23 protein-coding genes and 1 tRNA gene are annotated in these 24381 nt (G+C 43.0%); 9 read left to right on the forward strand and 15 right to left on the reverse strand.

Annotated features, from left to right (window positions below):
- Positions 1 to 27: 27 nt before the first annotated feature.
- The 6 genes from DBR43_RS06195 to hxlB form a co-directional block, all read right to left on the reverse strand.
- A complete protein-coding gene (locus tag DBR43_RS06195) occupies positions 28 to 1122 on the reverse strand; it encodes a helix-turn-helix domain-containing protein (protein ID WP_233602885.1) in 1095 nt (364 codons plus the stop codon).
- Positions 1061 to 1780, reverse strand: a complete 720-nt coding sequence (locus tag DBR43_RS06200; RefSeq protein WP_199756967.1) for a LytR/AlgR family response regulator transcription factor — start codon at positions 1778 to 1780, stop codon at positions 1061 to 1063. The genes DBR43_RS06195 and DBR43_RS06200 overlap by 62 nt, the downstream gene beginning before the upstream one ends.
- Positions 1777 to 2820 (reverse strand): sensor histidine kinase, encoded by a 1044-nt coding sequence (locus tag DBR43_RS06205; protein ID WP_124578918.1) that lies wholly within the window; start codon positions 2818 to 2820, stop codon positions 1777 to 1779. Before DBR43_RS06205 ends, DBR43_RS06200 begins: the two co-directional genes overlap by 4 nt.
- Complete coding sequence (locus DBR43_RS06210) at positions 2820 to 4226, reverse strand: alpha/beta hydrolase family protein (RefSeq protein WP_124578920.1); 1407 nt, start codon at positions 4224 to 4226, stop codon at positions 2820 to 2822. The genes DBR43_RS06205 and DBR43_RS06210 overlap by 1 nt, the downstream gene beginning before the upstream one ends.
- Before the next feature lie 194 nt (positions 4227 to 4420).
- A complete protein-coding gene (hxlA, locus tag DBR43_RS06215; RefSeq protein ID WP_124578922.1) occupies positions 4421 to 5056 on the reverse strand; it encodes a 3-hexulose-6-phosphate synthase in 636 nt (211 codons plus the stop codon).
- Between the two features lie 39 nt (positions 5057 to 5095).
- Positions 5096 to 5671: a 6-phospho-3-hexuloisomerase gene (hxlB, locus tag DBR43_RS06220; RefSeq protein WP_124578924.1), complete on the reverse strand. Its 576-nt coding sequence runs from the start codon at positions 5669 to 5671 to the stop codon at positions 5096 to 5098.
- Between the two features lie 206 nt (positions 5672 to 5877).
- On the opposite strand from hxlB, the gene DBR43_RS06225 reads away from it, so the two are divergent.
- Positions 5878 to 6732: a helix-turn-helix domain-containing protein gene (locus DBR43_RS06225; RefSeq protein ID WP_124578926.1), complete on the forward strand. Its 855-nt coding sequence runs from the start codon at positions 5878 to 5880 to the stop codon at positions 6730 to 6732.
- On the opposite strand, the gene DBR43_RS06230 is transcribed toward DBR43_RS06225, so the two are convergent.
- Positions 6709 to 7311: a Crp/Fnr family transcriptional regulator gene (locus DBR43_RS06230; RefSeq protein WP_124578928.1), complete on the reverse strand. Its 603-nt coding sequence runs from the start codon at positions 7309 to 7311 to the stop codon at positions 6709 to 6711. The two genes, DBR43_RS06225 and DBR43_RS06230, sit on opposite strands and share 24 nt — an antisense overlap.
- Before the next feature lie 145 nt (positions 7312 to 7456).
- Here DBR43_RS06230 and sufB point away from each other — a divergent pair, with 145 nt between their 5' ends.
- The 7 genes from sufB to DBR43_RS06265 are packed head-to-tail and all read left to right on the forward strand — an operon-like array spanning position 7457 to position 13531.
- On the forward strand, positions 7457 to 8902 hold the full coding sequence (sufB, locus tag DBR43_RS06235; protein ID WP_124578930.1) for a Fe-S cluster assembly protein SufB: 1446 nt from the start codon (positions 7457 to 7459) through the stop codon (positions 8900 to 8902).
- A 28-nt stretch (positions 8903 to 8930) separates the two neighbouring features.
- A complete protein-coding gene (gene sufC / locus DBR43_RS06240) occupies positions 8931 to 9695 on the forward strand; it encodes a Fe-S cluster assembly ATPase SufC (RefSeq protein WP_124578932.1) in 765 nt (254 codons plus the stop codon).
- Between the two features lie 27 nt (positions 9696 to 9722).
- Positions 9723 to 11027 (forward strand): Fe-S cluster assembly protein SufD, encoded by a 1305-nt coding sequence (sufD, locus tag DBR43_RS06245; RefSeq protein ID WP_124578933.1) that lies wholly within the window; start codon positions 9723 to 9725, stop codon positions 11025 to 11027.
- A 1-nt stretch (position 11028) separates the two neighbouring features.
- Positions 11029 to 12273 (forward strand): cysteine desulfurase, encoded by a 1245-nt coding sequence (locus DBR43_RS06250; protein WP_199756968.1) that lies wholly within the window; start codon positions 11029 to 11031, stop codon positions 12271 to 12273.
- Positions 12273 to 12716: a SufE family protein gene (locus DBR43_RS06255; protein WP_124578935.1), complete on the forward strand. Its 444-nt coding sequence runs from the start codon at positions 12273 to 12275 to the stop codon at positions 12714 to 12716. Before DBR43_RS06250 ends, DBR43_RS06255 begins: the two co-directional genes overlap by 1 nt.
- 3 nt (positions 12717 to 12719) lie before the next feature.
- Positions 12720 to 13034 carry an iron-sulfur cluster assembly protein gene (locus tag DBR43_RS06260; RefSeq protein WP_069380273.1) on the forward strand — a complete coding sequence of 105 codons (315 nt, stop codon included), beginning with the start codon at positions 12720 to 12722 and terminating at the stop codon, positions 13032 to 13034.
- 32 nt (positions 13035 to 13066) lie between these two features.
- A complete protein-coding gene (locus DBR43_RS06265) occupies positions 13067 to 13531 on the forward strand; it encodes an RrF2 family transcriptional regulator (protein WP_124578937.1) in 465 nt (154 codons plus the stop codon).
- A gap of 3 nt (positions 13532 to 13534) precedes the next feature.
- On the opposite strand, the gene DBR43_RS06270 is transcribed toward DBR43_RS06265, so the two are convergent.
- Genes DBR43_RS06270 through DBR43_RS06280 form a run of 3 tightly spaced genes read right to left on the reverse strand, consistent with a single transcriptional unit; the run spans position 13535 to position 17536 of the window.
- Complete coding sequence (locus tag DBR43_RS06270; RefSeq protein WP_124578939.1) at positions 13535 to 14440, reverse strand: hypothetical protein; 906 nt, start codon at positions 14438 to 14440, stop codon at positions 13535 to 13537.
- 11 nt (positions 14441 to 14451) lie between these two features.
- A complete protein-coding gene (locus tag DBR43_RS06275; RefSeq protein WP_124578941.1) occupies positions 14452 to 15648 on the reverse strand; it encodes a family 16 glycosylhydrolase in 1197 nt (398 codons plus the stop codon).
- A gap of 34 nt (positions 15649 to 15682) precedes the next feature.
- A complete protein-coding gene (locus tag DBR43_RS06280; RefSeq protein WP_124578943.1) occupies positions 15683 to 17536 on the reverse strand; it encodes a glycoside hydrolase family 30 beta sandwich domain-containing protein in 1854 nt (617 codons plus the stop codon).
- 328 nt (positions 17537 to 17864) lie between these two features.
- Between DBR43_RS06280 and DBR43_RS06285 the strand changes: the two genes are divergently transcribed.
- Positions 17865 to 17935 (forward strand) — tRNA-Cys (locus DBR43_RS06285).
- A 145-nt stretch (positions 17936 to 18080) separates the two neighbouring features.
- Here the strand turns inward: DBR43_RS06285 and DBR43_RS06290 are convergent.
- The 5 genes from DBR43_RS06290 to DBR43_RS06310 all read right to left on the reverse strand — a co-directional run bounded on the left by DBR43_RS06290 (position 18081) and on the right by DBR43_RS06310 (position 24290).
- Positions 18081 to 18464: a VOC family protein gene (locus DBR43_RS06290; protein WP_124578945.1), complete on the reverse strand. Its 384-nt coding sequence runs from the start codon at positions 18462 to 18464 to the stop codon at positions 18081 to 18083.
- Positions 18465 to 18468: 4 nt separating this feature from the next.
- On the reverse strand, positions 18469 to 19491 hold the full coding sequence (locus DBR43_RS06295) for a WD40/YVTN/BNR-like repeat-containing protein (protein WP_124578947.1): 1023 nt from the start codon (positions 19489 to 19491) through the stop codon (positions 18469 to 18471).
- Complete coding sequence (locus tag DBR43_RS06300) at positions 19492 to 19923, reverse strand: DUF2147 domain-containing protein (protein WP_124578949.1); 432 nt, start codon at positions 19921 to 19923, stop codon at positions 19492 to 19494.
- Positions 19924 to 19987: 64 nt separating this feature from the next.
- Positions 19988 to 22381 (reverse strand): ABC transporter permease, encoded by a 2394-nt coding sequence (locus DBR43_RS06305; RefSeq protein WP_124578950.1) that lies wholly within the window; start codon positions 22379 to 22381, stop codon positions 19988 to 19990.
- A gap of 172 nt (positions 22382 to 22553) precedes the next feature.
- Positions 22554 to 24290 carry a sensor histidine kinase gene (locus tag DBR43_RS06310; protein ID WP_158622447.1) on the reverse strand — a complete coding sequence of 579 codons (1737 nt, stop codon included), beginning with the start codon at positions 24288 to 24290 and terminating at the stop codon, positions 22554 to 22556.
- Positions 24291 to 24381 lie beyond the last annotated feature (91 nt).

Here is a 24381-nt window from a genome sequence, read left to right on the forward strand (position 1 = left end):
TGAAATAGGTTCTTTTGGTCATGCAACCTAGGCTTCCTGTTGCCCTTTACGGTAAGCTACAGGAGAAAGTCCGGTATGTTTTTTAAAGTAATTGCTGAAATGGGCAGATTCAGAAAAGCCCAAAAGAAAGGCAATCTCTTTGATGGACGCCGCCGACTGCTGCAGCAATGATTTTGCTTCCGCAATTGTTTTTTCTGCAATCCAGGTACCGATGGATTTTCCTGTTTTGCTTTTCAGCACATTGCTTAAATAGTTTGGATGCAGGTTTTGAGCGTCTGCATATTCCTGAACACGAAAAACCTGGGCTACCTTTCCTGCACTCAAATCCCGGTAATGTTTTTCAAGGTTCCGTTTGAAACTTTTAACGATCTGAGAACTTCGGCTCCCTTCATAAATCGGGTTATAATCTTTCCAGAAGTATTCTTTTATTTTCAATAACAACACCACAAACAGGTTCCCGATGATCCTGTTCCGGTAGGGAGAAGCTGCTACATATTCCTTTCGGATCTGCAGGTATAATTGTTCAAATTCCGAGAATGCTTCCGGGGCCAGCAGTCTTGGCAAAACTGTTTCCGCCAGGAGAAAAGGAAACTCTTCGAAAACATCAGGATGCACATTTTCCTTTAAAAAAGACTCACTTAGAGTAATCAGACAGACCTCCTGCAGGTCCTTCCATTCATGGGATTTATAATGACCGGGATTGGTAAAATAAATCGTTCCGGGCAAGGTATCAAAAACAAGTTCGTCGGTGGTATATTGACCATGTCCGTCTTTAACGAAAACAAAAGAGAAAAAGTTGGCCCTGTAAACCGGAGACATAAAAGGGAGATCCAGGTGAATGTCCTGCAAATGATGAACGGTAAAATCGATTTTCTCATCAATAACACCTACCGGCAATCCAAAATGAAGGTACTGTTCTAATAAGGAGTTAAAGACTGGTTTCTTTTCTGTTTCTTTCATTTGAGCTTTCCGGACCAGGTCATTCATCCCTGATCCAGCCTTAAAAGTAACAACAAATTCCCGGAATAGCTGTTCCGCTAAGCCGGAAAAATCTTCCTGCTTATAGGCTGAAAAGCTCTTTGATCCGGTAAACCTGTCTGCGCGAAACTTCGACGGTATCACCTGTACTCAGCGTTAGTTTAAGTCCGCCACTAAACCATTCTGCGACATCGGCGATAAACCTGACATTCACAATCTGCTGACGATTTATACGAATAAACTGCTGATCATCCAGGGTTTCTTCCACCTGTTGTAAAGAGCGGAGTACCAGCGGAGAATTGTTGTCGAAATGAACCTGTGTATAATTTCCTTTCGATTCAAAAAAACGCACCTCATTTAAGGTGACAAACCAACATTTAGGGCCATCTTTCACAAAGATCCTGTCGTTGACCGTCAGCTTCTCTCTTTTTAATGTCACTTTCGATTTAGCCAGCTGTCCCTCTACTTTTAAGAGGGCCTGTACTAACCTTTCAGGGGCAATGGGTTTCAGCAAATAGTCTATCGTATTGTATTCAAAAGCCTGAAGGGCATACTGATCAAAAGCGGTCGTGAATATTACCATGGGAACCCGGTCCAGTTCCTGAAGAATTTCAAATCCACTCTTTCCCGGAAGATGAATATCTAAAAAGATTAACTCAGGGCTCAGCTGCCTGATCATTCCCAGCGCATCCTCCGCATTCCCGGCTTCTCCCAGCAATTCTATCTGCGGGAAGTCTTTCAACAGCTCTTTCAGCTCTTTGCGTGCAAGCCGGGAATCCTCTATGATTACTGCTTTGATCATATTTTTCTCTTGATATTTATCACCACCACCACATCAGGCCCTTCTTCTCTAATAGAGATTCCCGCAGTATCATCATAAATCAGTTTTAAACGTTCTATAATATTTTTCAATCCCAGTCCGAGGTTATTTTCCAGCTCAGTTTTACGCTTTAAAGTCCCGGTATTGCTAACGGTTAACAGGGTTTCCTCATTTAGCCTGCTCACCTGAACATCAATTTTCCCTCCCTGCGGCCTGGCAGAAATGCCATGTTTAACCGCGTTTTCTACCAGGAGTTGTAATACCATTGGCGGAATCTTTTCCTGCAGCAGTCTTTCCTCCACAGAGATACTAAAAGTTAAGCGTTCTTCATACTGGATCTTGACCAGTTCGAGGTACTGCCTTAACATGCCGATTTCTTCAGCAATGGTAATCTCCATATCTTCGGCATGCAGCAAGCCATAGCGGAGGACTTCAGAAAATTTAGTCAGCATTTGTCTGGCCAGCTGATGATCTTCCAGAATCAGGGCCCTGATGTTATTGAGGGCATTAAAAATAAAATGAGGGTTTACCTGTGCTTTTAAATTCTCCAGCTGGATGTGCCTGACCTCTGCTTCCATTTTCCATTTCCCGATCTCATGGTGGTGATACTTTTTCATCAAATGATAACCAAGATAGCATAAAGTCCAAATCGAGAGGACTGCAGTTGTAGGAAAGATATTGTACAAACCATTTCTTAAATTAAAACGATACTGATCTGAAAAAGAAAAAAAGAAGAGTGCCATCAGGCCCAGCCAGAGTATGGTAAGCAATGCGGTCGCAATCAATAAATTGCCAATGAAAGATTTCATTGACAATTTAAAGCTGATTTTCTTCTTTTTTAAGTAATAGCGGTATAAAGTGGTCAGCAGAAAGCCTCCTACCCCGATAGAAATGAAGTTCCGCCAGACTACCGGCCGGGGCACATCCGAGGCAAAGTATTGTATGGCAAAATTCAGAACTCCGATCAGGGCCCAGGCGCTGATTTGAATTGTCCAAAACCAGGAACGTGCTTTCTCCTTCACTATAAATGATTGATCCAATTGCTGACTTTAGTTAAAGCTTCAGGGTTAAAAGTTTCCGTCAGCACCGCATATTCTTCAAAACTCCCGGTAACTGCTTTTTGAAAAAAGTGGTTTAAATCAGGCATGGGTACAATTTCAAAGTTCTTGTTACCTGCTTTTTTTAGTGCTGATTTTATTCCGGCGAGATTAGGTTCAGCTTTTACCTGAAGGTCCAGTGTCCCGTTTAATGCCAGTGTCGGACATTTCACTTTCGCAATATAATCAGCAGCATTAAACTTAGCAAAATAACGAAACCATGGCCCCAGGGCACGTTTGCTCGCTTTTAAAATGATGGCATCAGCTAACTTACGGTCGTTATTTTTCAAATAAGGTTCCAGTCCTTTATTAAAGGTGCTGTCTATCTTTTGCTGCAAGGCCGGTGTAGGTAAATCAGGATTATCCAATATTGCAGAAAACACCACGCTATTGACATAACCGCCTAAGATGATCGCACTATCAGAATTTTTGGTTACATTTTTCATGTCCTCACTTTGTTGTTTCATCACCTGACTGGAGGGAATACCAGGCCCTGCAAGTAACACCATAAATTTAACGGCTTTGTTTCTGGCGGCCACCATCGGGGCGATCATTCCGCCTTCGCTATGGCCAATAAGGCCAAGGCTTAACTTTTTCAAGTCAGGTCTGGAACCGATATAATTTACCGCAGCTTCCACATCATCTGCAAAATCAGCAGTTGTCGCTTCAAAGAAATTTCCTGTAGATTTTGCCGTTCCCCGATCGTCATATCTTAAGACCGCAATTCCGTTTCTTGTTAACCAATCGCTCAGCACGAGGAAAGGACGGTGGTTGAACTCTGCAATCTCTTCGTCCCGGTTCTGTGCGCCGGAGCCGGTAATCAACACCACAATTTTGCTGGCTTTTCCATCGGCAGGAAGCGTCAGTGTCCCGGCCAGTTGATGGCCACCTTTAGGGTTACTAAACACAACTTCTTCCCTTAGATACGGAAAATCCTTAGGGTCCTGTGGCCTGGTTTTATTCCGGGCTTTTATCAGGGACCGGTCTTTACCCAGGGACAGTGGAAATTGTACTCCTCCCTGATGAAAGCTGCCGGATATTTTACTGCTGTCTGCATTGTAGGTTGCTTCATACTTCATGCCCAACGCGCCTGAACTGATCAGTAAACGACGGTTTGAGAACTCAACTTTGTCTGTCGGCATTCCCATGGCATTCTGATCCGGACTGTCCATCGTAGCGGTATATCCGGCATCTGACTTTTTAAGATGAAAGACCACAGTTAAAGATGTTCCCGGGACTTTTAACGATCCATACCAATCTCCTTCAATATCTTGTGCAAATGAAAAAGAAACGAATAAAATAAGACTTAGGGTAGCGATAATTCTTTTCATATTTTTTGAGTTATATCTTCAAATATTGACATAAGAAAGGAACCAGCTTCCTGAATTGTGACGAACGGCTTTATTGGAGGAGGAGTGGTAAAGGTCTTATTTTCTGTAACGAATTTAGGAAATAGTCAGGATTAAAAAAAAGACCGCCTGAAGATAATGCTCCAGACGGTCAGTTTCAACAATTTATTTATACGTTATGCCACTGCATCAATCGCTTCACGTAAGCCTTTTGCCGCAGCTGCAGGATCTTCTGCGCCATAAATGGCTGCACCAGCTACTGCTACGATTGCCCCGGCTTTAATTACCGCAGTCACGTTATTGATGTTTACGCCACCTGCAATAGAAACCGGAACACCTGCTTTTGCAGCTTCATCGATCAGCACCTGGATGGAATATCCTTCGGTCCATTGTTCATCTAAACCAGCATGTAATTCTACAAACTCAGCACCTAATGCGATTGCTTCCTGAGCACGTTTAACACGGTCAGCCACACCAATGGTATCTACAACCACACCTTTGCCATGTGCTTTTCCTGCCTTAATTGCCCCTGCGATGGTGGCATCACCTGCGGCACCCAAAACAGTTACCAGATCTGCGCCTGCTTTAAACGCGATATCTGCTTCCAGCTCTCCTGCATCCATGGTTTTCAGGTCAGCAAAAACCAGTTTATCCGGATAGGCCGCTTTCATCGCTGTCACCACAGCTAAACCTTCTTTTTTAATCAGAGGGGTCCCTAATTCAATGATATCAATATAGGGCGCAATTTTGGCCACCAATGCCAATGCCTCTGTCGTACTTAATAAATCTATTGCTACTTGTAATTTTGCCATAATATGATTTGTTTTATTTCTGTTCGTATTCTTTATTGTTTATTCCAGGTTCGCATGTCTTTTCCAAAGCACTTCTGCAGGGATGTCTTTTTCTGCCCACATCGTTTGAAAGATCGCATCCGTGAGCAGCCATAATCCCTGTTCAAATAAGCTTCCTGCATATTGTTCGGAAATGCTTTTGCCATGGTCTTCTTTCTGTGCTGCCGGAAGAATGATCGTATGGGCAGCTAATTTTGCCAGGGGCGAATCCAAAGTGGTAGAAAATGAAAGCACCTTCGCTCCTGCCTTTACCGCCTTTTCTGCAGCGGTCAAAATGGAGGAAGTGGTTCCTGAACCGGATGCTGCAATCAAAAGATCTCCTGCGCCAATTGCGGGAGTGGTAATTTCACCTGCTACAAAAACCTGGAGTCCGAAATGCATTAAGCGCATTGCCGCAGCCTTCAAAGCAAGCCCGGAACGTCCGGCAGCAATTAAAAACAGTCGATCCGCGCTATATACATAAGGAATAAAAGCAGCGACCTGCGCAAAATCTATCTTTGCCGACAAGCTGAGCTGTTCCTTTAAAATCAAGTCCATATTCGCCCTGATTGCTGTTGAAAATTTCTGTTCTTTCATGATTTCCCCGATCTTTATGGCGCAAAGGTATCTTCAGCAAATCCCTCAGTCCTTATACATTCTGCGCATTATATTGGATTATCTGGAAAAAAGACAGCTCCATAATCATGGAAATGCCATAAAAAAAAGCGCTTTAGAAATAAGTCCACCTGAATGTCCGGATTGTCCAATGCGGCAATTGAGGATACCTTATATTTGTATCCTCAATGAAAGAACAGACCGTACTTGGATTAGAAAAATCCCTGATCTATATCAGGAACCTGGAAAATTGTCCACCCAGCTACCTCAATGATCCGGGGAGAAAGGATTTCTTTGAAATCGTCTGGTTAAAAAATGAATATCCTTTACACGCCACTAAGGAAGGGGAAGAACTGGGAAACTGGATCTATCTGATCCCTCCTTACCGGGTACATCAATTGAACAAAGCCGGAAAAAACGGTGTTTTACTTTCTTTCAAACGAGATTTTCTTGGAGAAGAAGATAAAGAGTTTTACCTCGATATCTTTAAGATTTTCAATATCCAGGGAGAGTTCTCTTTTTTACCGCTGCAGCTGGAAAATGCAGGGGAACTGGAAAAGATCTATGCCCTGATGGAAGAAGAATACCTGCTTCAGCAAAATAATTTTTCCATCCTGAAGGCCATGCTAAAAGTCTTCCTGCTGAAACTCATCCGCATTAAGGAACATGTTTTTACCAGTCAGGACCTCAATCAGAAACGGGTCTATGAGTTTATGCTTTTACTGGAAGACAATTACCTTCAGGAACGCAATGCGGATTTCTATGCTGCAGCATTGAATCTGAGTTCAAAACGCCTGAATCAGGTGCTGAAGGAGAAACTCCATAAAACCAGCATGCAACTGATCCACGACCGGATCATCTTAGAGGCCAAAAGAAAGATCATTCACAGCGAGCAGTCGTTAAAGCAAATTGCCTACGACCTGAATTTCACAGACCGGCCCTATTTCAGCAGGTTTTTCAAGAAACAAACCGCACAATCTCCTGAAGAGTTTCAGAAACATGCCAGAAATCACATTGCATCAAAATTCAATACCCTGGTCTGAGGCCTGCTCATCCACCTGCTTTCTTAGCCTGTTGATCAATTGCGGACTAACACCAAGATAGCTGGCCACATCATTCAGAGGAACCCGCAAGGCGATATCGGGCTGGTCATTTATAAATTCTTCATAACGAAGCGGGGGTTCCATTTCAAGGTAAGCATTCCTGATCTGGTTTTTCTCCATCAGAGACCGCTGAATAATTTCATCAATCAATACCTTTAAGTAAGGCAAACGCTGATACAAGCTGATCAGGTTCTTTTTAGAAATCACCAGGACCTGAACATTGCAGAGCGCCTGAATTTGTTCGGGAGCAGGAGCCTCATGGTTAAAGCTGTTTAAAAGCGTACAAAACTGATCTTCGGACAATAAATAACGGGTCTGCTCCTTCCCCTCTTTCTGTTGTACAAGAATCCGGAGAATCCCGTCACAGATAAAGAAAAGCTCCGAACAGACCTTCATTCCTTCAAAGAGATAACTGCCTTCGGGAAAGGTTTTAGACTCAAATTCAGCGGAAATCAATTCCTGATCTGCCTCCGGAAGAGATTTATACAATTGGAGAAAAGAGATCAGCTGGTTCGACATCAATTCAAATATCTATTTTTTTATGCTAAAACCATAATCTGTAAATCTTACATTTCACTGTTTATACTATTTTGTATAAATAGTGAAAGAGCCGTACCTTTGTCAGGTAAATTATTGCGATTATAATAGTTAAAAGACCGATATCATGAATGAAGATTTAAATATGCTTGAGCAAACCGCACTAAATGAATACAAGTACGGCTTTGTTACAGATATTGATACGGATATTATTCCCAAAGGACTAAATGAGGATGTTGTAACGCTCATTTCAAAGAAGAAGAACGAGCCGGAATGGATGCTGAACTGGCGACTGAAAGCTTATGCACACTGGCTGAAGCTGGAGGAACCCAAATGGCCCAATGTGAAATACCCACCTATCAATTACCAGGATATCATTTATTATGCTGCGCCGAAAAAGAAAGAGCAGCTCAATAGCCTCGATGAGGTAGATCCTGAATTGCTCCGTACTTTTGAGAAGCTGGGCATCTCATTAAATGAACAAAAAAGGCTGACTGGTGTTGCGGTCGACGTTGTAATGGACAGCGTTTCCATTGCCACTTCTTTTAAAGAGCAGCTTTCTGAAATAGGCGTTATTTTCTGCTCCATCAGTGAGGCGATCCAAAAACATCCGGACCTGGTAAAAAAACACCTCGGCTCGGTAGTTCCGATGACCGACAATTACTTTGCGGCTTTAAATTCGGCAGTTTTCACCGACGGATCCTTCTGCTATATCCCTAAAGGGGTACGCTGCCCAATGGAACTTTCTACGTATTTCCGCATCAATGCAGAAAACTCCGGTCAGTTTGAACGGACCCTGATCATTGCAGAAGAAGAAAGTTATGTCAGCTATCTGGAGGGATGTACGGCCCCAATGAGGGACGAGAATCAGCTGCATGCGGCTGTCGTTGAACTGGTAGCGATGAAAAAGGCGGAGATCAAATACTCTACCGTTCAGAACTGGTATCCTGGTGACAAGGACGGGAATGGCGGAATTTATAATTTCGTCACCAAACGTGGCATGTGTCAGGGTGAACATTCTAAAATCTCCTGGACACAGGTAGAAACCGGATCGGCCATCACCTGGAAATACCCAAGTGTCATTCTTAAAGGGGATTATTCTATCGGTGAATTTTATTCAGTCGCTTTTACCAACCATCACCAGCAGGCAGATACCGGAACGAAAATGATCCACCTCGGGAAAAATACCCGCAGCAGGATTGTTTCCAAAGGCATCTCTGCCGGGCAAAGTCAGAACAGTTACCGGGGTTTGGTTCGTGCGGCTAAAGGGGCTACCAACGCCAGAAATTATTCACAATGTGACTCCCTTCTGCTGGGCGATAAATGCGGTGCCCATACCTTCCCTTATATAGAAGTAAAAAACAAGACAGCCATCGTAGAGCATGAAGCAACGACCTCCAAAATCGGAGAAGATCAATTGTTCTATTGCAGACAGCGGGGAATCGACGCGGAAACAGCCGTAGCCCTGATTGTCAATGGATTTGCCAAAGAAGTGATGAACCAGTTGCCTATGGAGTTTGCCATAGAGGCCCAAAAACTACTTGCCATCAGTATGGAAGGCAGTGTAGGTTAATTTAAGTACCCATAAAAATTTACAAGACATGTTATCAATTAAAAATATACACGCAAATATTGAAGGTAAGGAAATCCTGAAAGGAATTAATCTCGAAATTAAAGCGGGAGAAGTTCATGCCATCATGGGACCCAATGGTTCCGGAAAAAGCACCCTTGCCTCCGTACTTGCCGGAAGAGAAGAATATGAAGTAACTGAAGGTGAAGTAACCTTCCTCGAAAAAGACTTATTGGAGCTTTCTACAGAAGACAGGGCACGTGAAGGCCTCTTTCTTGCCTTTCAGTATCCTGTGGAAATCCCGGGAGTAAGTACCACCAATTTCATCAAGGCTGCCGTAAATGAAAAACGCAAGTATCAGGGTGAAGAACTCCTGGATGCAGTGGCCTTCTTAAAAATGATGAAGCAAAAGATGGCTTTAGTGGAAATCGATCAGTCCCTGCTTAGCCGTTCCATCAACGAAGGTTTCTCTGGTGGAGAAAAGAAAAGAAATGAAGTTTTTCAGATGGCGATGCTGGAACCTAAACTGGCCATCCTTGATGAAACAGACTCAGGCCTGGACATTGATGCTTTACGCATCGTGGCAAATGGGATTAACAAGCTGAGAAACGAAAATCGTGCCATATTGCTCATCACCCATTATCAACGCCTGCTGGATTATATTCAACCTGATTTTGTGCATGTCCTTTACAACGGAAAAATTGTGAAATCCGGAACGAAAGAACTGGCATTGGAACTGGAAGATAAAGGATACGATTTTATTACGGATGAAGCAGATTTAGCAGCCAGTCTGTAAGCAGATCATCATCAAAACAGAAAGATAATGACGAATGTAAATTATTTTAAAGATCAGTTTGAGCAACTTCAGGACTCCGGTCCTGCAACTGCCATCGCTGAACTCAGGACAGATGGTTTCAATACCTTTAACAAATCAGGCTTACCGACGTACAAGTTGGAAGAATGGAAATACACCAATATCAGCAGTTTATTTGACAAAGAATATCAGTTTGCAAATACAGCTCCTGCAATTCAGCTTTCGGATATAGATGCCATTCGTTTAGCAGGCCATGAGCAGGCCAATGAACTGGTTTTTGTAAACGGACGATTTATCCCGGCCCTGTCGACCATCCGTTCTACTGCATCCCAGCTGGTCATCTTAGCTTTGGAAGAAGCTGCAAAAGGGAAATACGAGCAGCTTGTTAAAGCACACCTCGGACAAAGCAGTGAATACCTGAAGGACGGAATCCATGCACTGAATACCTCTTTTATACAGGACGGCCTGTTCCTTCTGGTCCCTAAAGGACAGCAATTAACAGAACCGGTCTATATCTACCATATTTCGGACGCAAGGCAACAAAATACCCTTTCCCAGCCAAGAAGCCTGATCTTTGTAGAAGAAAATGCAAAATTACAGCTAACGGAAACTTATACCACATTAGGTACATCAGAAAGCTTTACCAATGAGGTCCTGGAAGTAGTGGTGAAAGAAAATGCTTTTGTAGAATATTATAAAATCCAGCACGACGGCTTAAATGCCAGTCAGGTAGGCAGCACGCATATTCACCAGATTGGCAGAAGCCACGTACACACGGTAGTGGTTTCTCTGAACGGTGGCGTCATTCGCAACAACCTGAACCTGGTACTGGATGCAGCAGGCAATGAAACCCATCTTTATGGACTCTACCTCCTAAAAGGGAAGAGCCATGTGGACAACCATACTTTAGTAGACAATAAACAGCCAAACTGTTTTAGTAACCAGCTCTATAAAGGAATTGCAGGTGATGCTTCAACAGGTGTTTTCAGCGGAAGAATCATTGTACAACCTGATGCACAAAAGACAAATGCCTACCAATCCAACAAAAACATCATCTTATCCGATCAGGCGACCATCAATACCAAACCGCAACTCGAGATTTTTGCAGATGATGTGAAATGTTCGCACGGCTGTACCGTGGGTCAGCTGGATGAAGAAGCTTTGTTCTATCTAAGGGCAAGGGGAATTCCCAAGGAAGCGGCAGAGGTATTATTATTGGAGGCTTATGCAGCTGACATCCTGGTACAGATTAAACCGGAGCCTTTACGCAATCATGTAGCAGAACTGATTTACGAACACTTATCTATATCATAAAATGACACAGATAGATTCCATATCCCTGGATTTAGACCTGCAAGCGATCAGGTCCCAGTTTCCCATTCTCAGCAGAACGGTAAATGATAAACCATTGGTTTACCTGGACAATGCAGCGACCTCCCAAAAGCCACAATGCGTGATTGATGCGCTGAGTGATTATTATGGCCGCTACAACGCGAACATTCACCGTGGCATCCATACCCTCGCCGAAGAAGCAACTTTGGCCTATGAGGCTACGCGTTTTGCAGTACAGGAGTTTATTGGAGCAGCATCGGCTGAGGAAATTATCTTCAGCAGAGGAACAACGGAAGGAATCAATCTTGTAGCCTATACCTGGGGTCGTCAGCACATTAAAGCGGGTGATGAAATCCTGATCTCCGGAATGGAACACCATTCGAATATCGTCCCATGGCAAATCCTTTGTCAGGAGAAAAATGCGGTATTAAAGGTGATTCCGGTGAGCGAAGAAGGGGAACTCTCTATGGAGGACTACAAAAGCCTGCTGACAGAAAAAACCAAACTGGTTTCCATTGTTCAGGTTTCCAATGCCCTGGGAACAGTGAATCCCGTAAAAGAAATGATTGATGCTGCACATGCCATAGGTGCAAAAGTATTGGTAGACGGTGCACAATCTGCTGTACACCTGGACATTGATGTTCAGGCTCTGGATTGTGACTTTTTTGCCTTTTCGGGCCATAAAGTATATGCGCCTACAGGGATTGGTGTACTTTACGGAAAAAAGGAATTGCTGGAAAGCATGCCGGTATTCCATGGTGGCGGAGAAATGATTAAGGAAGTCACTTTTGAACAGACGACCTATAATGACCTTCCCTATAAGTATGAAGCAGGTACTCCAAACATTGCCGATACCATTGCTTTAAAAGCAGCATTGGACTACGTTCAAAATATAGGTAAAGCGACCATCAGAAAACATGAAAACGAGCTGCTGGCATATGCAACTGCACAGTTGGAAAGTATTCCGGGTTTGAGTATCATTGGAAAAGCCAAAGAGAAGGTAAGCTTGGTTTCTTTCATCGTCAAAGGCATTCACCCTCAGGACATCGGCATTTTGCTGGATAACCTCGGGATTGCAGTAAGGACAGGACACCATTGTACACAGCCCTTAATGAAACGTTTTGGCATCCCGGGAACCGTTAGGGCTTCCTTTGCACTTTACAATACCAAAGAAGAAATAGATATCCTGATTGCAGGCATGCACAAATCCATTAAAATGTTATCCTGATGAGTCAGCAACCAATTCTTGAAATAGAGAAAGAGATTATAGAAGATTTCGCACTGTTCGACAGCTGGGAAGATAAATATGAATACATTATTGATCTGGGAAAGAAACTCCCTGCACTGGAAGAAGAACACAAGATAGCAGACAATAAAATTAAGGGTTGCCAGTCTACGGTCTGGCTGGCCGCATCTCATGAAGATGGCAGGGTATTTTTTAAAGCAGATAGCGATGCGGTGATCGTAAAAGGTCTGGTGAGCATGCTCATCAAAGTATTGTCCGGGCATCGCCCTGAAGAAATTCTGGAAGCTAAGCTGGACTTTATCCGGGAAATCGGAATGATGACCCACCTGGCACAAACCCGTTCCAACGGACTGCTTTCAATGATTAAACAAATGAAAAATTATGCCTTGGCTTACCAAACCATTCAGGGATTAGAAAAGAAATAGATCATGGATAAAGAGGAATTAAAACAAAAAGTAATTGACTGCCTGCAAACGATATATGACCCTGAAATACCGGTTAGCATATATGAACTTGGGCTGATCTATGAAACTGAAGTGATGACACCGTTTAACAACGTACAGATTGTCATGACCCTCACCGCTCCGGGCTGCCCGGCCGCGCAGGACATTCCGGTTGAAGTGGAACAGAAAGTAAGACAAATTGAAGGCGTAAACGAAGTATCTGTAGAAGTGACCTGGACACCACCATGGAACAAGGACATGATGTCTGAGGCTGCCCGCCTGGAATTGGGAATGATGTAAAGAGGAATAAATAAGACAAAAAATAGATACTGATGAAAATTACAGCCCAGGAAGAATATGGATTAAGGGTACTCCTTCGCATCGCCAGGCATGAAAACGGGGAAGGCATCAGCATTCCTGCCCTCAGCGAAGCAGAAGGCCTGTCTACTGCTTATGTGGCTAAGCTAACGAGAATGCTGCGCATCTCGGGATACATCAATAGCACCCCGGGATACAAGGGAGGGTATGTACTTGCGCAACCTGCAGATCAGGTCAACATCAATAAGGTGTTGAAAGTGCTTGGCGGTGCCCTGTTCAATAAAGCTTTTTGTGAAGAATATCCTGGAGCAGTAAAGCTCTGCACCAATTCTATCGACTGCTCCGTTCGTTCTTTATGGCAAATGATCCAGCTAACTGTAGATCAGCTGTTAGATAAAGTTTCGCTTCAGGACCTGATTAATCCGGAGCAGGAATCGAGCTTTTTGCTGGAATCTATCTTAAAACAAAACGCGAAATAAGCCTTATCTGATGCTAAAAATAATACCGGCTCCTATTCCCTTTACTTTCCTCAGGGCTCCGTTGAAGCGGGATTCCCGTTCCTGCCCATCTGCCAGGAAGAGCTGATCGATTCCTTTTCCCGTTTCAGCATAACGGTATTCCCCCCTTAAATAAACAGCGCAGAAGGAGTTGATGTTGAAGTTCAGGCGCAATAAGACCTGACTTTCAAAACCTCTCGCAGTATGTTTGAAACTCAGTGGATGGTTAAAGGCATCAATCAGGTTCCAATCAGCAAGGCCGGTATAACGGAGTTGCTGATAACTGAATCCTGCATTCAAACTAATTCTTCGCAGCCTTGCGACCTGCAGATCGATACCCGCAAGGGGACCATTCCAATCGGTCTGGTAACTGCTGTTTAGTTGCTTCCCTCCTTTATCTTCTTCAAAATTCTTCAGCGAGAGTACCTGCCTGTTGTTCGCATATCCGGCATAAGGCATCACAGTAAACAGCTCATGGAGCTTGAGCTCATAGGCCAAAGCGATTGAATAACGGGAAGTATGTCCCTCATTGCTCTTTAAAAACGCAGCGTATGTAGGCTGAGTTCGGTTATCTGCTGCATAATCATGATCCGTAGCAGTTCCGCTTCGGATAAAAGCTTTGTGGTAACTGCCTTTAAAGAAAATATGGGACCAGATGTTTAAATCTACATCCAGTCCCACACCCGCTCCCTTCAATTTCGTCCAGATCACTTCTGATAAAACATCAGGATTTTGTCCATTGCTGTTTCCGGCAATTGACCATTGAAAATTCTCGGAGCTGTCGTCACCATAAAAAGCAAAAGTCCAGCTTTTTCCCTGTTCCTGCATTGACTGTCCATAGACAGAAAAGCAGCAAAACATCAGCAGCACATAGCTCAGGTATCTTTTCATGGTGACCGACATTATAAACTAAAGGCTTCCCATCCGGAGATGGTCGTTCTGTTACAGGTCATCGCTGCGGTACCGTTCTCAGAAGAGATATAACGGCCATTGTTACCTCTAAGGGATATTTTTCCATCAGCATTGACGATCCAATCGAACTTTTCCCAATCACTGACCGTTGTTCTGCTACAGGTAATGGGTGCTGTTCCGTTTTCAGAGGAAACATATTTATTCATGCTTCTCAAAGCCACTTTACCCCCTCCGGCATCTACCACTGTAAATTTCTCCCAGTCTTGTGAAGTTGGCCGGTCGCAAATCATCGGGCCTGTTCCATTTAATCCGGTCACAAACAGGTTATTGATCCCTTTCAGGGAAATGGTCTGACCTATAGGCGGATTCGCAGAACTTTCGGTCAGCTGATATACCTTTACATAATCCACATACATGCTTGCAGGCAGCCGGCTTTCGTCAATGTTCTGACCCGGCAGGTTTCCTCCGACAGCCAGGTTAAAGAGTAAAAAGAAGGGATCATGAAATTCTTCTGTTCCATTGATGTTGTTTTCAATATTGGCAACATGGAACTGAACATTGTCTACAAACCAGGTAATGGAGGCTGGTGTCCAGTCTACCCGGTACACATGGTAATTGGTAGGTGTGGTCGTCGTATTTCCTCCATAATAAGTATACTGGTTACTGAACCAATGCATTGTTCCCAATACTGTATTTGAAGTATTGGTATTTTCCATGATGTCAATCTCACCACATTTAGGCCATGGATTGGTTCCGATATTGGCACCCAGCATCCAGAATGCAGGCCACTGTCCCTGCCCCTGGGGCAATTTAATGCGGGCCTCGAACCGTCCGTACTTAAATTCCCGTTTTCCCCGGCTGATCAAACGTGCAGAGGTATAAGGCAAGCCGCCAACACTTTGTTTCCTCGCAGTGATCACGAGGTTTCCACCGGAAACAGTCGCATTTTCTGCCTGATAAAATTGTTTTTCATTATTGCCCCATCCACCGCCACCGGTTTCAAAGCTCCAGTTATTCATGTTCACTGCATTTCCGTCGAATTCATCCGACCAGACCTGCTGATAGGTTAAGGCCCTTGGAGCAGTAAGTTGATCATTTTCTGCTCCGGCAGTTTTAAGGTCCTTTTTACAGGCTGGAAGAATTTGTGAAACTGCCAGCAGGCAGATCACGAGGTTTAGTTTTTTCATTGTTTTAGGGTTTGATGATTAGATTTGGTTATGATTAGTTTAGACTAAATGCTTCCCATCCTGAAATTGAGGGCCTGGTACAAGTCATTGCGTTGGCACCGTTTTCAGAAGAAACGTAAAGGCCGTTGTTTCCACGGAGGGATATTTTCCCATCTGCATTAACAACCCAGTCGAATTTTTCCCAGTCTTCGATTGTAGCCCTGCTACAGGTTAAAGGCGCAGCCCCATTTTCTGAGGAAACGTATTTATTCATGCTTCTTAGTGCAATTTTTCCTCCTCCTGCATCGACTACTGTGAATTTCTCCCAATCGCCGGCACTTGCCCTGTTACACCACATTGGAGATGTTCCGTTCCCGGAACTCACAAATTGGTTGTTGATTCCTTTAAGCGAAATCACCTGGCCTATAGGTGCAGTTACCGGGTTTCCGGAACCATTACCCGACCATTTGAAAGTTGCGACCGCTCCTGCGGGAAGAGTATAGCTAAAAGACTGGCCAGCCCACTTCACTTTAAAAGTACCACTGCCAGTTCCGCTGTTGGACACAATCAGCACCTTGGTTCCATCTGCATTTTTAAAAGCGACATTCTGGAAGCTGCCTGCAATGTTAGAACTAATTCTTGTTGCTCCGGGTCTGGCAAACTTCGAGGCATGGGCAATGATGTAATAAGACACATTTCTGGATACGTTGCTCCCGTTAATCGTTAAAGCTCCTTCGCAGGTGCTGCAACCGCCGTTGGTATGTGGGCCATAATTTTGATCAGCGGCAAGATTCCACTCCAGCACGTTGCGGCTCCAGTTCCTGGTTGCACCGATAATCAGGGTGTTTACATGCCACTGCAAATCGCCAGCGAAATTACTGGGCCCTCCCACCCATTGCTCCGTGAAATAGATATTTTTATTGGGATAGGCATTATGCACTTCTGTCAATGCGCTAATATTTCCACCGTAAAGATGAAAAGCAGAACCATCTACATAATTTCTTGCTGCCGCATCGTTTAAAATGGCAATTGGATAATCCGGGCGATCTGCATTATGGTCGTAGGAAATGATCTTTGTGCTGATGTTACTGGCACTAAACTGTGGTCCCAGATTGTTCTTAATAAATGTGGCCTGCTCTGAAGCCTGCATAAGCATACTTGGGTTATTGTAGGGATTTAAGGGTTCATTTTGAGGGGTAATCGCATCGATGGTAATTCCCTGGGCGCGCATGGCAAGAATGTATTTAACGAAATACCTGGCATAGGCATCGTAGTATGCAGGATTCAGGCTTCCTCCAACATAATTGCCATTGGTTTTCATCCACCTTGGAGCAGTCCAGGGGCTTCCGAGAATTTTAATGGAAGGGTTGATGGCAATGATACTTTTTAATACCGGAACCAGGTCAGTCATTTCGGGAGCAATGCTAAAATTATTGAGGTTGTTGTCCGTTTGTCCTGCAGCCAGCTCATTATAAGTAAAAGGACTGGCACTGAGATCAGATGCCCCGATTGTAATCCTCAGGTAGCTGATTCCGATATTATTCCCGGAGGTAGCAAATAGTTCCTGCAGTAAATTGTTCCTTTGTGCTGCGCCAAGGCCATTGATGAGAGTGGCACTTGCACCAGTCAGCGTAAAGCCAAAACCATCGATTCCCTGGTAGCTTGTGTTTTCCTCAACCACAATCGTATTTGGATTTGTTCCTGCATCTGCCCCAAAGGTGACATTGTTCTGGGATTGCAGTAATTTACTTTTGTCTGTCGTGGTCATCCAGATGCTGACAGATTCATTTGCCCGGACGGTTGTGGTTTCATTTTGATCTGGATTGGAATTGGACCGGAGTTCCTTCTTACAGGAGAACAGGACTGCACAAAGCATGGCGCAGCCTGCTAAAATCAGAATTTTTTTCATGGGGATGAGTATATTTGGTTACTCAAATCTATATCAGCCGAAAAAAAAATGTACATATTGCCGGGCCTACACAGCCACTACAAAAAGGATCAAAACATCAGATTTCAAGATTCAAAGGGCCTACTTACCTACTACAAACAAAACACAACAAACTCATAAACAAAGTCTTACATCCAGGTAGATTGAATTGTAACCTATTAATTACCAATCCATTCAGTTTACAAAGATCCGCCTTCATTTTTACCAGACTAAGAAAATCAAAATAAAGTCTACTAATTTAGTATACTTTATATATATTTGCTGCTGTAAATCATGGAATACATCATATAGTCATGTGGCCGAGTGGTTAGGTATGGGTCTGCAAAACCTTCAACGGCGGTTCGAATCCGCCCATGACGTCATCAAAAGCCTGCCTTGCGGCGGGCTTTTATTTTGGGCATAAAAAAACGGGGATACAGCTTCCAGCCACATCCCCGTCATCTAAATTAACGCTCTCATATATATAGACGCCTGAATCTCAGGTTTATTATATATCTGCTAAAAATTATTTTTCATAGAACTCTATTGGTAAATGATCAGGATCACTGATAAATGTAAATCGCTTTCCGGTAAACTCGTCAATCCGGATGGGTTCTGCCAGCACTTCCTTTTGCTGCAAAGTCTCCACTACCAGGTCCAGGTCATCAACCTGAAAAGCCAGGTGTCTTAAACCGGCAGCTTCGGGCCTCGATGGACGTTCCGGTGGATCCGGGAAAGAGAAAAGTTCTATAATGTACTCGCCATTAAGGGCAAGGTCCAGCTTATAGGAAGCCCTTTCTTCCCGATAAACTTCTCTGATAACCCTAAGGCCTAAAACATCTGTATAAAAGGCTTTTGAAACATTATAGTCTCTGCAAATAATTGCGATATGGTGAACTTTACTTAACATAGCCTTATTTTGCAGTGATGACCAGCTGATAAATCTGCCCTTTATTTCCGGCGAGCAGAATCAGATCGCCCTTTTTTGATTTCTGAACGACATTCAAATTCATTCCGGAGATGTTATACCAGTATTTGCCCCCATCAGAAGAAACATCTATTCCTGAAGTTCCCGCAGCAATTAAGGTCTTTTCGCTGATATAAGTTACACCAGAACGATAGCCATCTACCGGTTTTGCAGGTTTGGTCCATGTTTTACCTCCATTATTCGTCAGTAAAACATTGTTTTCATTCTCCTTATCTTTCAGGTAATTTCCACCAACAACCACACCTTTATCTTCATCAAAGAAAGACATAGAAAAGGGCCCTGTACTGCTTTCTCCCTGTAAAATCGGGCATTCAAAGATCTGCCAGGTAGAACCAAAATTACTCGAGTAATAGATATTAGAAACCTTTCCTCCGGTGGCAATCCAGACCTTTCCATTTCCTTTGGTCTGAATGGTAGATCCGCTGGCAGCAAAAGCAGCTTCTCCGACACCCATTTTTGCCTGTAAATTATCAGAAATATCATTCCAGGATGCACCTCCGTCAATCGTTCTTAAAAGCTGCATTTTATTATTGATGGGATCACCAAAGACAATTCCACGCTGATCATTCCAAAAATCCATTCCATCTAAAAATATGGCGGTATCCAGATTTTTGTAACTCTCTTTCCAGGTTTTACCACCATCGATGGTCATCAGGATATAAGCAGGCGAACCTGCATTCACTGCAACCGCTTTATCTGCATCAAAGGCTTCAATATCTCTGAAATCAAGTTTCTCATAACCTGCAGGCTTAATCCAGTCCCAGGTTTTACCTCCGTCTGTTGTTTTGCCGATATGACCATTACTTCCACTCACCCATGCCACCTGATCAGACACAATACTCATTCCCCTTAAACTGGTATTTGCTCCTGAGGTCAATGGAATCAGGTCGTAAGTTTGTGCAAAACCGAATAACGGGAAGAATAGCAAACAATAAATTAGTCTCTTCATCTATTTAGCTCTTTTCCAGGTGTCAGATCTACCTATCAATGAGATGCCAATATATCCTCTTACATTTAAGTCTCCATTGGCTTTAATGTTCATATTACAGCTGTATGTTTTTCCGGTTTTTGGATCATAGATTTTTCCATCTACCCATTTACCGTCATCGTAAACAAAGTCCTTTAACATTTCAAGGCCCAGAATTGGTCTTGTTTTTAAGCTTGCATCCGGATTTTTCACATCCAGTTTAGCCTGCCCTTTTTCATCTTTAGGTGCTTTCAACCATACAATTTTACCGAAAAACTTATCTCCTTTTTTGGAAATGTCTATGTGCGCTTCACCCGAAGAATTGATCCATTTTCCTATAATAGCATCGCTTGTTTGGGAAAACCCGGAAAAGGAAATCGCTGTGAAAAGAAGTAATAACGAAATGTATCTCATATCTCATGTTTTAAATGTACCTAAAGTTACTAATTACCCGATAGAATAAGAAGCATCAGAAAAATTACTCATATTTTAATGCGGCTATAGGATTCCGTCTGGTGGCACCATAAGACCTTAAACTGACAGTTAAAAATGTAATTAACACAGAAAGCAACATTGCAAACGCAAATGGCCAGACACTCAGCTCGATACGATACACAAAACCAGATAACCACTTAGAAATGAAAATATAAGCCAAAGGCCAGGACAGCAAATTTGCCAGCAAGACCATTTTCAAAAAAGCGCTGTTCAGCAAGCCGATCAGTGTGATCGTCTCCGCACCAAGGACTTTACGAATGGCAATTTCCTTTGTACGCTGTGCAACAATAAAAGAAACCAGGCCAAATAAACCAATAAAAGAAATGAATATGATGAGGCCGGAGCATATTTTAAACAAGAGCCCCATGCGCTGCTCTGTCTGATAATAATTGTTGATTTCATCGTTTAAAAAAGTAGCGCCATAAACATGATCCGGCAGGATTTCATTCCATTCTTTCTCAATTAATTTCATGGTATTCAACATAGATTTGGTTTCCAGCCGAACTGCCAGGGCCGTGTACTGTGGCTTTTGCGAAAAAAGGGCTATGGGCGATACGGCTTCATGAAAAGATCCGTTGATAAAATCTTTCATCACGCCCACAATAGGAGCCGCATTGCCATCTACGGTCAGCTGTTTTCCTATGGCCGATGCAGGGTTTGAAATGTTCAGTTTTTTCAATAAAGTCTCGTTCACTACATATTCTTTCAAGGTATCACTCTTTGACAACATCCTTCCGGCAAGCATCTTCAGGTCAAATACCTTAGCGTAATTCTCGTCGGCAAATTTGGTGTTCACTGTAAAATCAGCCTTAGGACGATGGTCGTAAGACAGGTCAGTATCGTGGTTAATGACCGAAGAAGGAGCAGCCATACAAAAGCTGCTGAGCTGAACTCCCGAGATGGCGGATAAACGGCGCTGCAGCAAGGGGTACTTTGACCTGCTCAAACTATCAGAAGGAACATCTATCATCGCTATGGCCTTACTCCTGAAACCAAGTGGCTTTTCCTGAATATATTTCATCTGCCGGAGTACCACCAGGGTTCCTATGATCAGTAAGGTTGTTATTCCAAATTGTGCAACCACCAGCACCTTTCTCAGCTCAAGACCTGAACTTCCGGTTCCGGAAAGTCCTTTGTTCTTTATCGCCAGGGCCGGACTAAATCCAGACATCACCATTGCCGGATAAAAACCGGCCAAAAAGGCAACAACAATCAGTAATGCCGGCACAAAAAGCAGCACATCAGGCTGACTAAAGAAACTTAAACTGATCTCAGCTCCCATCAGGTTAGAAATTGTAGGTAAAAACAACTCCGTTAGCACACAGGCCAGCAACATGGCGATGGCGGTGATCAGCATCGTTTCGCTGAGGAATTGCCAGGTCAACTGATCCCTGGAGCTTCCCATCACTTTGCGAACACCCACTTCTTTAGCTCTTCCAACCGACTGAGCAGTGGCCATATTGATAAAATTAATGCAGGCCGTAAGCAATATGAAAAGGCCGATAATCCCCAGGCCAAAGATGGATTCCATAGCAACTACCTTATCCCTGAAATTTTGTGTGCGCCCGTCAAAATGAATCTGCTGCAATGGCTGAAGCAAATGTGCCCTTGTTCCTGTCATATCTACACCGGCGTAATGTTTTTTGGAAAACTCAGCCAGAGCCACATCAAAGGCCTTCGGATCGACACCTTTCTTCAATAAAAGGAATCCGTTTGAATTTGTTCTTAATGAGCTCCATTTGGAATTCCCACCGGAATAGGTCAGATAGCTTAATACGATCTTTAGCGGAAAGCTACTATTGTCTGCCGCATCTTCTATAATTCCTGTAACCTTTAAATTCAGTCTGTTCTGAAAACGAATGTTTTTCCCAACTGCCTTCTTCCAGCTTCCAAAATATTGAATAGCAGTTTTTTTAGAGAGCACAACGGTATTGGGTGCCGACAATGCAGTAGCAGGTTTACCGGTAATCCATCTGGTATCAAAAATCTCAAAAAACTCCGGTTCAGCATAATAGACCTCTTCCGCAATTTTTATGATTTCTTTTCCGCTATCATCATTGATCTTAATAATTCCACCACTCCTTTGTATGGCCCCAACCTTTTCAATCTGTGGCAATTCGTTCCTTAAGGTTGGCACAAGCGCTAATGGAATTCCACCTGAATATTCTGTGGTTCCGGAGTAATTCAATAAAGTAATGACCCGGTAAATGCGATCCTTATTGGAAAAGAAACGATCAAAACTCAGCTGATAACTGATAAATACAAAGATCAGCAGACAGCTCGCCATTCCGATAGACAAGCCGGCGATATTGATAAAAGCGTAGCCTTTATTTTTATAAAGGTTTCTCAAAGCGATCTTCAGGTTGAGCTTAAACATGTCGGTTAAATTTAGGAATAAACAGGCGAAACACCACCTAACCACCTATTTACCAAACCAATGCCAAAACACAAACAGACTCAAATTGTCCTCAAAACAAAGCTTCGAATTTTAAACCTTACAGAATTGTTCATAAGCGAACATTTCTTGTCCGTAAATGAACATCGGAAAATTACTCCGTTTTCTGATAAGGAAGATCAAATTTAAAATGGCATCCTTTTCCAGCTTCACTTTCCACGCTGATATGGCCATTCTGAATGTCGATCAGCTGACGGCAGATGTATAAGCCCAATCCTGTTCCCGGCTTACCTGCGGAACGGTTCGCCTGGTAATACCTCGTAAATAACTTTCCCTGCTGTTCTTTAGGAATGCCTATTCCCGTATCAATGATACTGACCTTTAAACTTTCGGTATGTTCATCTATGCTATTTAAATCTACTTTAACCACTACACCACCCTGATCTGTATATTTCACCGCATTATTCAGCAGGTTGATCATGATTTGTTTCAAACGGAAGGGATCTCCTTTCACCATTGTCTCTTCGTTTCCGGTAAACTCTGCAGTCAGCGAGATCTGTTTCCGTTCTGCGGTAAAGCTCATGGCGGCAATGGTATCTTTGATTTCAACACAAGGCTGAAAAGAAACAATATTCAGCGCGCCTTCCTGCTGATTGTCAATCTTGCTGACATCAAGAATATCATTTACGGTATTGATCAGCATGCTCGACGATGAGTTAATCGAGTTCAGTTTCTTTTTCTGGTCATCTGTAAGTGGGGTACGGTTCAGCAAATAGATAATCCCTGTAATCGTGGTGAGCGGGTTCCGGATTTCATGACTCATGATCGCCAGCATTTCAGATTTCTGTTCTGCAAGGGCAACCGCTCTTTCATTTTCCCGGATATAATTATCCTCCGACATTCCTGCTTTACGGATATATACAATCAGTAAAACAATAAAGATCAATACCATTAACACTGCAATTCCTGTGAAATTATTCATGTCTTTGGTGGCTGATTGATATTGATTCAGCATTTCAGTTCTTGTCTTTTCCCAATCGTTGAGGTGAATATCTTTCAATTCCTGAACGAGCTGATGCAATTGAATAACCAGGCTTAGATTGGCAGAGATGAGCTGCTGATTTGATTTCGCCAGTCGCCCGTTCTCTTCATTTAATTTTCTAAGTAAATTCTCCTGCGAATTGTTTTGCTTCTTAATCACAGAACGGCTAATCGAATCGCGAATTTGCTTTTCCCTGTTGACCGTCACGACTTTAATGGATTGTGCATTTTCCTGCTTGTTCACAATCGCATCCTGTAAGCGCTTGAAAAGCCCTTTTTTGCTAGCCTGAGGTTTGATCACACGTACCGAAGTATCCGCTTTTCCCGTGCTTCTCTTTACCGTACTTTTCAATTGATATTTTTCGATGATATCATTTGAAGCTTTCCCGGTAATGCTCTCAATATTGGTAATCCGCAATAAGGAATCAAAATTATGTTTCAATCCAAAGACTTCATTGGAGATCAGCAATTTTTCTTCAAAAGATTTTCCTATTTTTTCCTTGCTCCCCGACAAATTCCTGGTACTGTCCAGGTCGTATTTCTTCAGAATGGCTTCAATCTGAAGAAAGGTATTATTAAGCTTTGATTTATAGTCTTCTAATTTTTCATTCTGTCCATACAAAATGGCCTGTTGAAAATCACTTTCCGCACCATTCAGGTCCAATAAAATATTACTGATCTCCTGCGCCTGTGAATGCCCCCTTAATTTCTCACTTAACGTATCCAGTTTTTGGAAGATAGAGTGTCTGAGTAATAAAGAACCTGCAGCAATGAGAAAGGTAAAGATCAGGAATAGGATAAAAAGTTTACGGAGATTCTTTGAGGTTTCACCGGATTTATTGACAAACATAGATTTCATTAAATTTTCCTCCAAAAATATGATGGAGTGCAAATTTATCAATAATTATCATGTATAAAGGAAGAAACATCAGGAAATCAAT

This window comes from Pedobacter sp. KBW06 (genome assembly GCF_003852525.1).
Lineage (GTDB): Bacteria > Bacteroidota > Bacteroidia > Sphingobacteriales > Sphingobacteriaceae > Pedobacter.